Below are 12,877 nucleotides of genomic sequence, written 5' to 3' on the forward strand. Positions count from 1 at the left end.
TCAGCAGTCAGCAGCAATGAGTTACTTATACAGCAGTGCGTTGGCATACCAGGTGCCGGGATAAATGCTGTCGGACAACATAATAATCAAATAGTAGGGCGCGCCACTGGCATTAGCCCTACGTTGAATTTCGGCTTCTATATCCATCGGGCTACCAAATACCTGTGCTGAGACGGTGCCTACTTTTTGCAAATTAAGGCTCTGGGCGCGGGTAATTTCTTGTGCATAAGGCTGGATTGCAGGAGGGGGGGCTGGTGTCGTATGCAAAACACTACAACCCGAAAGCCCGAGCGCCAGCAGCAAAACCCCCATCACACGTTTTATCTTCATTTATTGCCTCTTTATCAACGGCGCGGTTACCGTAAAACCCCAAGGTGAAGCGTAATATCTTGGAAGAAATTGATTTAAGACTTTATATCCTCATTTTGGCACACTGCCTTGTTCCTTGGGTATATTACGCTGGTTTTTCCTGTTTACGCGCCGCTGCATCAATAAAGGATTTTTGCCATGATTGAGATATCGCTGGAAAATATTAATGGTATTGAGGTGATTCATGCTACCCCTGCGGGTAAACGCCAGCAGCCGCTACCGACCATTTTTTTCTATCATGGCTACACCTCATCGAAAGAGGTCTATTCCTACTTCGCCTATGCCTTCGCACAAGCCGGTTTTCGCACCATCTTGCCAGATGCGGATATGCACGGTGCGCGGTTTAACGGTGATGAATCACAGCGCTTATCCTATTTCTGGGAGATCCTGAAATCAAACATTGATGAGTTGCCTGCGATTAAACAACATTATCAACAAGCAGGATTGATTGACGGTGATCGCATTGGCGTGGCGGGTGCATCAATGGGCGGTATGACCACATTGGGGGCGTTTGCTCGCTATCCATGGGTGAAAGTGGCCGCAGACTTTATGGGGTCAGGTGATTTTACCTCACTGGCCCGCTCGTTGTTTCCGCCATTGAAAGCGGGGCAGTCGGTCAACGCTGCTGAATTTGAGCGCCGTTTAGCGCCGTTGGCGGATTATGAACTGAACCATCAGTTAGAAAAGATTGCAGAGCGGCCCTTATTGGTCTGGCATGGCGAGGCTGATGAAGTGGTGCCAGCAGCAGAAAGTACGCGATTGGTACAGGCGTTAAGGGCAAGCGGGCGCGCTAATCAGCTAACCTATATTACCGAGGCCGGTATTGGCCACAAAATTACCCCAAGTGCATTAAAGGCTGGAGTCACATTCTTCAGCAGCCACTTATAAAAAAGCCCCCAAAGGTCTGGGGGCAAGGGCATATCAAAGGGCTTTTTTGGTTGTTGGTCGTCGTATTCACCGGTGTTGTATCTATACTGCTGCGTCTAACGGTAAATCTCAGCATTGACCCGAATTGAGCTGTTGCTACCCGGCTCATGCATCTGAGTAATGTGGTATGCCGTAGCACCGCGCTCATCAGCCATTTTGCTAATTTGTGCCACGGCGTCATCCGGTGACACCACATTATGGTTAAGAGAGATCTCGCCGATACTGACACGCTGCTGCTGCATCGCTTCCTGGCGGCTGATTTCTGTGGCGGCAAACGTGTTGGCGGATAAGAGCAAACTGACTGTGGCTGCGATGATGAGTGTATGTCTCATAGGTGACTCCAATATTTTATACCCGTCATACTTCAAGTAGCAGGCGCGTTGGTTGCCTTCGTTCACCCCAGTCACTTACTGGTGTAAGCTCCTGAGGATTTGCTCAGTTGCCGCCTTCCTGCAACTCGAATTATTTAGAGTATGTTTATATACTTTGAATAACTTTCCATTAACGCTACCGCTTAATATGCGGTGGATGTAAATAATTCTAGTCGCTTTTGTTAATTTAAAAATACGTAGTAATTGATTCACTTGGTCAAAAAAAATGAATGATATTTTCACTGAGCCAATGATTTTATTGAAAGATTTAATAGACTAATGGATCTACATCCATTGGTTATTTAATGAACAAAAAATGCCTTTTTAGCGAAGTAAGGGCCAGAACAAGAATAAATCCCCGTCAGTCCTTGAGTTTCAAACCGCCCGCAAGTATAGTTACGCGTCATTTTTCAGCCGCACACAAACACGTTCCTTGCCTCCATGGGCCGCGGTTGACCCTATCAGGAGGCTGAATAATCCGTAAGGAGCAATAATCGATGCGTCATTACGAAATCGTTTTTATGGTCCATCCTGACCAAAGCGAACAGGTTCCGGGCATGATCGAGCGCTATAGTGCAACTATCACTAATGCTGCTGGTACCATTCACCGTCTGGAAGACTGGGGCCGCCGTCAACTGGCTTACCCGATCAATAAACTGCATAAAGCTCACTACGTTCTGCTGAACGTTGAAGCCCCGCAGGAAGCGATCGATGAGCTGGAAACAAACTTCCGCTTCAACGACGCCGTTATCCGTAGCATGGTTATGCGCGTTAAACACGCGGTAACTGAAGCATCACCAATGGTTAAAGCGAAAGACGAACGCCGTGAGCGTCACGACTTCGCATCAGAAGCCAATGATGATTCTGAAGCTGGGGATTCTGAAGAGTAATTGCCGTGGTGACCACTAATCGTCTGGTACTTTCTGGCACAGTGTGCAAGACGCCGGTTCGAAAAGTAAGTCCTTCTGGTATTCCGCATTGTCAATTTGTGCTTGAGCACCGATCAACACAGCAGGAAGCCGGATTTAGCCGACAAACATGGTGCAGAATGCCGGTTATTGTCAGCGGACAAAAGTCACAAGCATTAACTCACAGTATAACGGTCGGCAGTCAGTTAACCGTTGAAGGCTTCATTAGCTGCCATCAAGGTCGCAATGGGCTGAACAAATTGGTTCTGCATGCCGAGCAGATTGAATTTATAGATTCTGGAGACTAGCCAAATGGCACGTTATTTCCGTCGTCGCAAGTTCTGCCGTTTTACCGCGGAAGGCGTTGTAGAGATTGATTATAAAGATATCGCTACGCTGAAAAACTATATCACTGAAAGTGGTAAAATTGTCCCGAGCCGTATTACCGGTACTCGCGCAAAATACCAGCGTCAGCTCGCCCGTTGTATCAAGCGCGCACGCTACCTGTCTTTGTTGCCGTACACTGATCGTCATCAGTAATCGGCCACTGTCCATTAACGACTTTGAGAGGATAAGGTAATGCAAGTTATTCTGCTTGATAAAGTAGCAAACCTGGGCAGCCTGGGTGACCAAGTGAACGTTAAAGCGGGCTATGCTCGTAACTTCCTGGTTCCACAAGGTAAAGCTGTTCCGGCAACGAAGAAAAACGTAGAGTTCTTTGAAGCACGCCGTGCAGAATTGGAAGCCAAATTGGCTGGCGTTCTGGCTGCTGCTGAAGCTCGCGCAACCAAAATTAACGAACTGGGCAGTGTCACCATCGCTTCTAAATCTGGCGATGAAGGCAAACTGTTCGGCTCTATCGGTACTCGTGATATCGCTGACGCAGTAACTGCGGCTGGCGTTGAAGTTACCAAGAGCGAAGTTCGTTTGCCGAATGGCGTTCTGCGTACCACAGGTGATCATGAAGTTCACTTCCAGGTACACAGCGACGTGTTCGCTAAACTGAACGTGATCGTGGTTGCAGAAGCGTAAGTTACGCTGCTGTTAACCTGCTAAAACGCCAGCCTCGTGCTGGCGTTTTGCTATCTGGTGGTTGATGAAAATAGTCATCTGCATGTTTGGCTCAACACTAAAAGCTTAACCCGCCGCTAAAATTTCAAACTTGCACTCTTCGGCGGCAACACCTGAACACTGGTAAATTTCTAGAAAAGGATTTTGTTGGTACACCCAGAGTGGTTGCCCATTGACCGATACTGGCCAAGTTTTATTACCGTAGAACATATCTATCTGCCTACCTTGCGCCTGCAAGTTATAGGTACACTTTTGAAACTCACCCTGTCCAACGATATTGTTTTTATCACTATCAATGATGATCAGCGCTTCACTAAAATTTTTAACTGAACTGTTTGGTGGAAGGGTACCTTGTAATATGCCAACCCATTCTTCATTACCTGCCGCAGGTGCACTGTAAACTCCACCAATCTGTTTAATTGTATCCACTGGCGGGCAATGCAACTGAGCTAAGGTACCAAACGAGGTGAATAGCATTAAAAAAGGTAATTTGTATTTCATATCATAGTCACTCCCTTTATTTCTCCCCGCTATCTTTCAGGCTGCTGGTGTGTTGGCGATAGTCATGACTCTTGGGGACGCTCATCGGGTTCTATGCGCTTGTCGCCTGGCTGCATCTTGAAATCTATTGGGTATATGAATGTGGTTATCAATGGTGGATGGCGTTAACCATCCAGAAAACAACCTAATTCGGAAGAGACGACGTGACAATATCAAAGAAGGTAACGGGCAGGACAAAAGTGGCTATGGATAACGGCGATTAACGGTCGCGACGATAACTGCCATCGCTCTGCCGGGTAAACAGCACTTCTGTATTATTGGTGGTTTCAATGGCCAGTGCGGCAACTACACCTTGAGCGTCCAACATAATTTTGATTTCTTGCCCAGCTTTCAGATTACTCAATGGCTTATCGCTACCCTCAACCTGTGCCATCGCAAAAACTTCATTGACCGGCAGGTTATTATCACGGAATAACTGTGCCAGTGTTTTCCCTGATTGAATTTGATAACTTTGCCAATTTCCCTGCGTCAAAGTCGGTGGTTCGGGTTCGGGAGACGCCACCGTTGGAGGTGGCGGAGCATCAAGATTGCCCTGTAATTGGGCTTGTAGTGGCGCGCTGCTGGACGGCGCGCTCACTGGGAAGGAAAGGTTGGTGTTATCCCGCGATGCGGGCCACAGCAGTGCCAGCAGCAATACAGCGGTGGCGACAATAACCCAGCGGCGATGGAACAGAGGCAAAGGTTCCATCCATTCGAAACTGTCCGGCAAATGCCAGATTTTCAGCAGCAGACCTTTGATCCCTTTTTCTGCTGTGGCGGTTGCCACGGATTCAGGGGGCACATTAACGTTTGCAGAAACGCTATCTTCGGTAGTAACAACGTTCTCCGCAGAGGCTGTGTGCTCAGGCGCACTGATTTCAGACATCAGGTTTTGCTCATCGGCAGCTTTAGAATCCGGCATGATCTTCTGCCTAATCGTCAGCCAGGTGTGCAGCAGTGGTTGATAAACCCGATTATTCTTCCTTCTCCTGGGCGCGATTCTGCCCATGGTAACCTCTCTTCAACAACGTAAAACAACATAAAATTAAATATGGGCGGTAACCCCATAGGCTTCTAAGTATATACCTTTATCCCCGTTACCTTCCAAACTACGGTTTGTTGGGTGCTTTTAATTACCCGAATCACTGGCTTGAGCCATTCAACGGGGTCCACGCGCGGGGTGTCATTGTTTCTTTTTCTTCGACAAAAGTCATCATTCACGACGCAAGATTTTACCGCGCTCCCCTGCTGCTGTTATGCTGGCAGCTTCAATATGATGAGTGACTAAAGGAAAATCCATGACGACCCCTTCTTTTGATAGCGTTGAAGCGCAAGCGAGCTACGGAATTGGTTTACAAATCGGGCAGCAATTGCAAGAGTCCGGGCTGGAAGGTTTATTGCCAGAAGCACTGTTGGCAGGTTTGCGTGACGCGATGGAAGGGAATGCACCGACCGTCCCGGTTGATGTAATACATCGCGCACTACAAGAAGTGCACGAAAAGGCTGATAAAGTGCGTGTTGATCGCCAGAGTGCGTTGGTAGAAGAAGGCAAAACCTTCTTAGAAGAAAATGCCAAGCGTGATGATGTGACCACCACTGAGTCTGGCTTACAGTTCTCCGTGTTACAGGCTGGCGAAGGCCCGATCCCATCCCGCCAGGACCGTGTTCGTGTGCACTATACGGGCCGTCTGGTTGACGGTACGGTATTTGATAGCTCAGTTGAACGTGGCCAGCCAGCAGAATTCCCGGTCAGTGGTGTTATTCCTGGTTGGATTGAAGCCTTATCCATGATGCCAGTAGGTTCTAAGTGGAAGTTGTACATCCCGCACGGCCTGGCTTATGGCGAGCGTGGCGCGGGTGCGACTATTCCACCTTTCAGCGCATTGATGTTTGAAGTGGAACTGCTGGAAATTCTGTAATTTCTGCATGCGGTGAAACCAGAAAGGGCGGCGTGATGTCGCCCTTTTGCATTTATTGATGCCGGCCATGACCAATAGCGAGATTATTCGCCTTTTAGCGCGCGCGGGAACAGCAAATTGTTTTCCAGATGAATATGTTCCATTAGATCAGTTATGAATTCATTGATACCGGTGTAGAGTGCCCGCCAGGTATTGCAGGCTCCTTCTGGTGGGGTGACATTTTGTGTTAACTGTTTTACCACTTCTAGCTGCTGCCCAACTGCATCGTGTTCCGCTTCCATCACAAATATTGGCCCACCAGCCTGAGACCCCATACCACGGGTTATCATTGGGAACAGAATTTGTTCCTCTTTGTACATATGCTGGGTTAGCTCTTCTAAAATTGCAGTAAGTTCAACCGCCAGTCCACGCGGACAGGCTGGTTTCTCGCCGTGTACCCGTTCAACTTTTTCCGCCATCAGAATTAATTCCGGTAACTGCTCACGATGGCGGTTATGGTAGCGGCTGATAATAAAATCGATGATATTAGCCAGCGACTGCTGTTGCCAATCTTCAGATGACTGAGGCTCGGATTGCAAGGCACTCAGTTGTGCTTCCAGCTCATCGATATCCAGGTTCAGCTTATTGGCTGCGCGTAGCAGTGTCTGTTTACCACCACAGCAGAAATCGAGCTGGTGGTGACGGAATAATTTTGTGGCTCGTGGAATAGCGATAGCCAGGGCACCGAGAGACTGATTGCGGTAATCCATAATGACACCTCATTGAATAGTTAAACGTCTATAACATGCATAATAAATACATGTTATAGATTGCGATATAACCACAAAGAGGTACTTGTGAAAAGTAACAGCGCGTTGAAGCGCTGTTATCCGAGATTATTTGTTCTGTAAGTCGATTTGATAAACGGCAAAGCCAATTTCATCAGTACCTTGTGCTTTCATCGGGTACTGCGCTTTTTGTTTGATAAATTCAGCGGCTTTAGCACTTGGTGACGTTTCAAAGCGGATATCCAGTGGCTGCTTACTGTCGATCGTTGCCAGACGCCAGTTATTATCAGCCTGTGGGGTAACTTGCCCGTGTTTCTTGGTTTCAGCACTGATATAAGCCGACAGTACCGCCCGGTTTTCATCAGGAGAAGCAAATGCAATATGGCTGTCACCCGTACCGGCAAATTTACCGCTATAAGCCCGATAGTTGTTGGTCGCAATCAGGAATGTGGCTTTCGGATCGATAGGTTTGCCATTAAATGTCAGGTTTTTAATCCGTTCGGCTTTATCGTTGATCAGTGCGCATTCACCGTCATAGCGCGCAGGTTGGCTGACATCGATTTCATATTTCACGCCATCGATAACATCAAAATTATAAGTACGGAAACCATCCCAGTTAATCAACGATTGTGGCTTGCTGCTGGTCACATCAATTTGATTGAATTGCGCGGCAGAGCACTCTAACCATTGCTTAACTTCCGCCCCACTGGCTTTCACTACCACCAGAGTGTTCGGATACAGATAGAGATCGGCGGCATTACGGAAGGTCAGTTCACCTTTTTCCACTTCAACAAAACTGGCGGGATCATTTTTACGCCCGCCGGCTTTGAAGGGGGCGGCGGCAGAGAGTACCGGCAGATTGGCTAAATCGGGGTCGCCTTGAATAAAGTGTTCGGTATAGGCGCGTTGAGCATTGTTCACAATCTGCACTGTCGGGTCATCTTGGATGAGTGCCAGATAGCTGTACATATTATCTGATGCTTTGCCGATCGGTTGACTGACGAAGTCACGAGTACCCTGATGGTCTGCTGCGAGCACTTTCACCAGACTGGCATCTTCGATTGCCAGCGATTTTTGTGCTGTTTTATCGTAGATCGGGCGCGCTTCAGCTTTGGCTCCAGTAACTTGCCATGGGCCTTTATCATTATTCAGGACGAAATCAACCACCCCCAGGTGATCACCCCACTGGCCCGGCATCACAGCCGGAATACCATTTAAGGTGCCTTGAGCGATATCAGCACCTTTGATGGCGGCAAAATCTTTACTAGGGAAAACGGCATGGGCGTGGCCGAACATGATGGCATCAATCCCCGGCACCTGGCTGAGGTAGTAAACTGAGTTTTCCGCCATGGTTTTATAAGGGTCACTGGAAAGCCCAGAGTGCGGGATAGCCACCACCAAATCAGCACCTTGCTTGCGCATTTCCGGTACCCATTTTTTGGCTGTTTCGGTGATGTCGTTAACGGTCACTTTTCCGCTCAGGTTCGCTTTATCCCATATCATCACTTGTGGCGGGACAAAACCAATATAACCAATGCGCAAGTTATGGGTTTTACCTTCACGATCTTGCACTGGTGTGTCGACAATCAGGTAAGGCTGGAACAGCGGCTTACCGGTTTTCACATCAATCACGTTGGCATTCACATAGGGGAATTTTGCGCCAGCCAGCGATTTTTTCAGATAATCCAGACCGTAGTTAAACTCATGGTTACCGATATTCCCCACCGCATAATCCAGCGTATTCATTGCTTTGTAGACTGGGTGAATTTCTCCGGCTTTCAATCCCTTGGCTGCCATATAGTCACCAAGCGGGCTACCTTGGATCAGGTCACCGTTATCCACCAGTACGCTGTTGGTCGCTTGTTGGCGGGCAGCACTGATCAGGCTTGCAGTGCGCACCAGACCAAACTTTTCGGTAGGTTTATCTTTGTAGTAATCAAAATCCATCATATTGCTGTGCAGGTCGGTGGTTTCCAATACCCGCAAATCAACGGTAGCAGCAGTTGCTACAGACATTGAAGTCGCGACAGCAATCAGGCTGGCAAGAAGAGATAACGTCAGCGGACGCGTGATCATGGCTTTCTCCATTAAAATCTATTCGACATGTATCGCAAAAGAATATGTAACTTTATTTAATTGCTACAACAAAGTGTGAAGTTTGGCAGAAAACGCCCTAGGATAACGCGCAGAAGTTCACAGTTGTGGCAGGTTAATCCCACTGATTTTATTGGAAGTTACCGACATTGATGGCTATTTGGTAGGAATCTTATTAGTCTGCAACTCTGATGATTGAGGGCATATCCCCGTTATCTTGTAACTTGCAGGTCTGCTGGTGGCACTTGTTGCCTTCATCTGGAAATCTATTGGGCTTAGATAATTAATTTTTACGTTTGCGTTCTAAACTGTATATATGGCGAACGAGTAGCGCGAGCCACTATTGGTCTAAACAATCACTATTGGCTTAAACAATCACTATCGATTTAAACAGCCATTATCAGTATCCGGCATGACTCATAATACCAAGGGGTGGATGATGTTAGAGCAAATTTGCCAGTTGGCCCGCGAGGCAGGCGTGGCGATTATGGCGGTCTATCAGGGGGATAAACCCCTTGATGTGGCCCATAAGAAAGATGATTCGCCAGTGACAGCGGCTGATCTTGCCGCTCACCAGATTATCAAAGCCGGATTGGCGGCACTGACTCCCGATATCCCACTGTTATCTGAAGAAGATCCGCCGGTTTGGGCGGTACGTCAACACTGGCAGCGCTACTGGCTGGTTGATCCGCTGGACGGTACTAAAGAGTTTCTACATCGGAATGGCGAGTTTACCGTTAATATCGCGTTGATTGACCAAGGAGTACCGGTGCTTGGCGTGGTATATACCCCAGTGACTGAAGTGATGTACAGCGCTGAAAACGGCCAGGCGTGGAAAGAGGAGTGTGGCAGGCGCATGCAGATTCAGGTGCGTGCTGCACTACCGCCGTTAGTGGTAGTCAGTCGCTCTCACAGTGATGCTGAATTGGAAGATTATTTGTCGCAATTAGGTGAACACCAGACTATATCAGTCGGTTCGTCACTCAAGTTTTGTCTGGTGGCGGAAGGGAAGGCGCAACTGTACCCGCGCTTTGGGCCTACTAATGTATGGGATACTGCCGCCGGGCATGCAGTAGCCATTGCTGCCGGAGCACTGGTTCACGATTGGCAGGGTAAACCACTCTCTTATACCCCACGTGAATCTTTCCTGAACCCCGGCTTTAGAGTGTCTTTATTCTAACCACATAGCCAAAGAGTGTGGCGTTGCAGGGAGGTGGCACGCAAACGAATCATATGATTCGGGTGAGTGCCCGCAGCGAATTCCCTGCAGCTTCAAACCTTAAGGGGAGATTACTGTTTCACCAGTTGGTGCAATTGATCGATCACCTGCTGTACTTCCTCCGGTGTCAATGCGCCATCTTTGGCAAATCTCACATTCCCTTGTGGGTCCAATACCACAATCGCCGAGCCCTTTTCCGCTAAACCCCAGGCCTTTTTGACATTCCCGTCGCTATCGACCACAAATTGTGACCAGGGAAAGTCGCGTTTATTACTTTCAATGCTGTTACGCACAAACACTGCCGTGCCGATGATGGCGTCATCAGTATTGACGATTGTCGTCGTTTGGTAATGTTCGTGTGGCAGATTAGCGTGCTTAATGGCTTCCACTAACGGGGCATTCAGCTCTTTTGCCGAGGTGCGGCCAGCAATATGTTGGATCACCCGCACTTTGCCGGGCAGTTGCGAGCTATTCCAGTTTTTGTAGCTAAACTGATCAGTAGCTTTATCATAATTTAATTCGCCTTTATCGCTGACACCCACCGGCGGTACCCGCTGGTTGATTTGTAGGGAGTGAGCGCAGGCCATTAGTGGTGTGAGTAGTAGTGACAGTATCAGCAGGCTATTTTTTATCATGGCATGTCCTTGTGGGATCTTATGGGTAATGTCGGGTACTAAGTCCTGCATGCAGGTCTACCCGTAGTCTTTCAAATTGCAGCTGTGTTGGCAGATTGTGTTTGCCGCTTGCCAGCATCTTGAAACCTATTGGGCATCAGTTTTCCAATAATAGGTGCAGATCAGAGGTCTGTCCTGTTTCTCTACAGTATTTATTTCTGACACTGACTAGATGGTTATTCTGTAATTAAGTCTCATTTTATCTATATGACCCTGTAATTTTGTGTAAATCCAGCAGTAATGACTGGTTTTGGCGGAACTAAAGCCCATACTCTAGGTCTATTACTCTGCAATTATATTACGTTACCTGTGATCTTGGTCGCTAAGGCACCAGAGGGAGCGTATTGATGTCATGGGAGGAAAGTAAAAAAATGAGGATCTTCCAACGTTACAATCCGGCTAAAGTGGCGATGTATGTCAAAACGCTTTTCCGAGGGAGGTTATATATCAAAGATATGGGGGCTTTTGAGTTTGACAAAGGTAAGATTTTAATCCCGAAAGTTAGGGATAAACGCCACTTTGAGGTGATGTCAGAGGTTAATCGTCAGGTGATGCGTTTGCAGGCTGATACCCTTCTTACATAATTGCTTTGGGTATGACATTAGTCTGAACAGAATTAATTGCGGCCCCTATTGTGGGGCCGCTAATGTTTTAAATAATGACTGATTTAAACTTTCATTAGGCATCACTGCTTTCGTGTGGGGCTTTTGGCAGTATTGGGGCTGGTAGGTCACTGAGTTTAGTCACCAGTAGCTGATCGATTTTGTAGCTATCGATATCGACTACTTCAAACTTGTAGCCGGCATATTTGACGAAATCCGTGCGTTTGGGAATTTTGCGCAGCATATACATCATAAAGCCGCCGATGGTTTCATAATTGCCAGACTGCGGGAACTCATCGATATGCAGCACTCGCATTACATCTTCAATCGGGGTACCGCCCTCAATCAGCCATGAACTTTCATCACGAGCAACAATTTGCTCTTCCTGCCCCTGACCGACCAAATCCCCCATCAGCGTGGTCATCACGTCATTCAGGGTAATGATACCAACCACCAGGGCGTATTCGTTGAGGATAACGGCAAAGTCTTCACCGGCGGTTTTAAAGCTCTCCAGCGCCTCGGAGAGTGTCAATGTGTCTGGCACAATCAGGGCTGAGCGAATTTGCACGCCACTGCTCAGTACCAGACTCTGGTTACCTAATACCCGGTTCAGCAAGTCTTTAGAGTCGACATAACCCACAACTTGATCGATATGACCATCACATACCAAGAATTTAGAGTGTGGGTGGGTCGAAATCTTCTCTTTTATGCTGTCTTCGCTTTCCCGCAGATCAAAATAAATCACACTTTCACGTGACGTCATCGACGAAGGAACAGTACGTGACTCCAGTTCAAAGACGTTTTCGATCAATTCATGCTCTTGTTTACGTAACACCCCGGCTAATGCACCTGCTTCCACGACGGCATAGATATCATCTGATGTGATGTCATCATTGCGTACCATTGGCAGCTTGAATAGTCGGAAGATTAGATTCGCCATCCCATTGAAGAACCAAACTAGTGGGCGACAAATCATCAGACAGAAGCGCATCGGGTTGACGATCCGAACGGCAACCGCTTCAGGTGAAATCATACCGATGCGTTTCGGGGTTAAGTCGGCAAAAAGAATAAATAAACTGGTGACCAGAACAAACGAGCAAATGAAACTCACCTGGTCGGCAAGCTCTGGTGACATGAAGCGTTCAAACACCAATTTAAAGGAGGGGGAAAACGCAGCATCACCGACGATACCCCCCAGAATGGCGACGGCATTCAAGCCAATCTGGACCACAGTGAAGAAAATCCCCGGAGTCTCTTGTAATTTAAGTACCCGCAAGGCGTTGATATCGCCTTCATCTGCCAGAAGTTTTAGTTTAATTTTGCGCGAAGCTGCCAGTGAAATCTCTGATAATGAGAAGAAGGCACTCACCGCAATTAAAAAAAGAATCAGTAAAATACTGTTTAACATAATCTGTC

16 protein-coding genes are annotated in these 12,877 nt (G+C 47.6%); 8 read left to right on the forward strand and 8 right to left on the reverse strand.

Annotated elements, in window-relative coordinates; genetic code table 11:
* Positions 1-21: 21 nt before the first annotated feature.
* Positions 22-330 carry a biofilm peroxide resistance protein BsmA gene (gene bsmA, locus ACWJJO_RS02125; protein WP_083160961.1) on the reverse strand — a complete coding sequence of 103 codons (309 nt, stop codon included), beginning with the start codon at positions 328-330 and terminating at the stop codon, positions 22-24.
* Between the two features lie 177 nt (positions 331-507).
* Here bsmA and yjfP point away from each other — a divergent pair, with 177 nt between their 5' ends.
* On the forward strand, positions 508-1,257 hold the full coding sequence (gene yjfP / locus ACWJJO_RS02130; protein WP_372568577.1) for an esterase: 750 nt from the start codon (positions 508-510) through the stop codon (positions 1,255-1,257).
* A gap of 95 nt (positions 1,258-1,352) precedes the next feature.
* On the opposite strand, the gene ACWJJO_RS02135 is transcribed toward yjfP, so the two are convergent.
* Entirely contained in the window at positions 1,353-1,628 is a 276-nt protein-coding gene (locus ACWJJO_RS02135) for a YdgH/BhsA/McbA family protein (protein WP_083160957.1), read from the reverse strand.
* Positions 1,629-2,164: 536 nt separating this feature from the next.
* On the opposite strand from ACWJJO_RS02135, the gene rpsF reads away from it, so the two are divergent.
* The 4 genes from rpsF to rplI are packed head-to-tail and all read left to right on the forward strand — an operon-like array spanning position 2,165 to position 3,607.
* Complete coding sequence (gene rpsF, locus ACWJJO_RS02140; RefSeq protein WP_002210153.1) at positions 2,165-2,557, forward strand: 30S ribosomal protein S6; 393 nt, start codon at positions 2,165-2,167, stop codon at positions 2,555-2,557.
* A gap of 5 nt (positions 2,558-2,562) precedes the next feature.
* On the forward strand, positions 2,563-2,883 hold the full coding sequence (priB, locus tag ACWJJO_RS02145; protein ID WP_049613473.1) for a primosomal replication protein N: 321 nt from the start codon (positions 2,563-2,565) through the stop codon (positions 2,881-2,883).
* Between the two features lie 4 nt (positions 2,884-2,887).
* The gene (gene rpsR, locus ACWJJO_RS02150) at positions 2,888-3,115 is read left to right on the forward strand and encodes a 30S ribosomal protein S18 (RefSeq protein WP_002210155.1); all 228 of its coding nucleotides are present in this window, start codon (positions 2,888-2,890) and stop codon (positions 3,113-3,115) included.
* A gap of 39 nt (positions 3,116-3,154) precedes the next feature.
* Positions 3,155-3,607, forward strand: a complete 453-nt coding sequence (gene rplI, locus ACWJJO_RS02155; RefSeq protein ID WP_005186343.1) for a 50S ribosomal protein L9 — start codon at positions 3,155-3,157, stop codon at positions 3,605-3,607.
* Between the two features lie 105 nt (positions 3,608-3,712).
* Here rplI and ACWJJO_RS02160 read toward each other — a convergent pair whose 3' ends face one another.
* Both ACWJJO_RS02160 and ACWJJO_RS02165 read right to left on the reverse strand, forming a co-directional pair.
* Positions 3,713-4,147: a DUF3757 domain-containing protein gene (locus ACWJJO_RS02160; protein ID WP_083160955.1), complete on the reverse strand. Its 435-nt coding sequence runs from the start codon at positions 4,145-4,147 to the stop codon at positions 3,713-3,715.
* 259 nt (positions 4,148-4,406) lie between these two features.
* Positions 4,407-5,195, reverse strand: coding sequence for a LysM-like peptidoglycan-binding domain-containing protein (locus ACWJJO_RS02165; protein ID WP_372568578.1), 789 nt, complete (start codon positions 5,193-5,195; stop codon positions 4,407-4,409).
* Between the two features lie 289 nt (positions 5,196-5,484).
* Here ACWJJO_RS02165 and bamJ point away from each other — a divergent pair, with 289 nt between their 5' ends.
* On the forward strand, positions 5,485-6,105 hold the full coding sequence (bamJ, locus tag ACWJJO_RS02170; RefSeq protein ID WP_083160951.1) for a BamJ family beta-barrel-assembly machinery protein: 621 nt from the start codon (positions 5,485-5,487) through the stop codon (positions 6,103-6,105).
* 83 nt (positions 6,106-6,188) lie between these two features.
* Here bamJ and ytfE read toward each other — a convergent pair whose 3' ends face one another.
* Together ytfE and ACWJJO_RS02180 are read right to left on the reverse strand one after the other, a co-directional pair.
* Entirely contained in the window at positions 6,189-6,854 is a 666-nt protein-coding gene (gene ytfE, locus ACWJJO_RS02175) for an iron-sulfur cluster repair protein YtfE (RefSeq protein WP_083160949.1), read from the reverse strand.
* A 126-nt stretch (positions 6,855-6,980) separates the two neighbouring features.
* Complete coding sequence (locus tag ACWJJO_RS02180; protein WP_372568579.1) at positions 6,981-8,960, reverse strand: bifunctional 2',3'-cyclic-nucleotide 2'-phosphodiesterase/3'-nucleotidase; 1,980 nt, start codon at positions 8,958-8,960, stop codon at positions 6,981-6,983.
* 445 nt (positions 8,961-9,405) lie between these two features.
* Between ACWJJO_RS02180 and cysQ the strand changes: the two genes are divergently transcribed.
* The gene (gene cysQ / locus ACWJJO_RS02185) at positions 9,406-10,146 is read left to right on the forward strand and encodes a 3'(2'),5'-bisphosphate nucleotidase CysQ (protein ID WP_420072802.1); all 741 of its coding nucleotides are present in this window, start codon (positions 9,406-9,408) and stop codon (positions 10,144-10,146) included.
* A 110-nt stretch (positions 10,147-10,256) separates the two neighbouring features.
* On the opposite strand, the gene ACWJJO_RS02190 is transcribed toward cysQ, so the two are convergent.
* A complete protein-coding gene (locus ACWJJO_RS02190) occupies positions 10,257-10,820 on the reverse strand; it encodes a YtfJ family protein (RefSeq protein ID WP_083160943.1) in 564 nt (187 codons plus the stop codon).
* 410 nt (positions 10,821-11,230) lie between these two features.
* On the opposite strand from ACWJJO_RS02190, the gene ACWJJO_RS02195 reads away from it, so the two are divergent.
* Positions 11,231-11,443, forward strand: a complete 213-nt coding sequence (locus tag ACWJJO_RS02195; RefSeq protein WP_032906682.1) for a DUF1107 domain-containing protein — start codon at positions 11,231-11,233, stop codon at positions 11,441-11,443.
* A 94-nt stretch (positions 11,444-11,537) separates the two neighbouring features.
* Here ACWJJO_RS02195 and paeA read toward each other — a convergent pair whose 3' ends face one another.
* Entirely contained in the window at positions 11,538-12,869 is a 1,332-nt protein-coding gene (gene paeA, locus ACWJJO_RS02200; protein ID WP_083160941.1) for a polyamine export protein PaeA, read from the reverse strand.
* Positions 12,870-12,877 lie beyond the last annotated feature (8 nt).

This window comes from Yersinia antarctica, assembly GCF_056636475.1.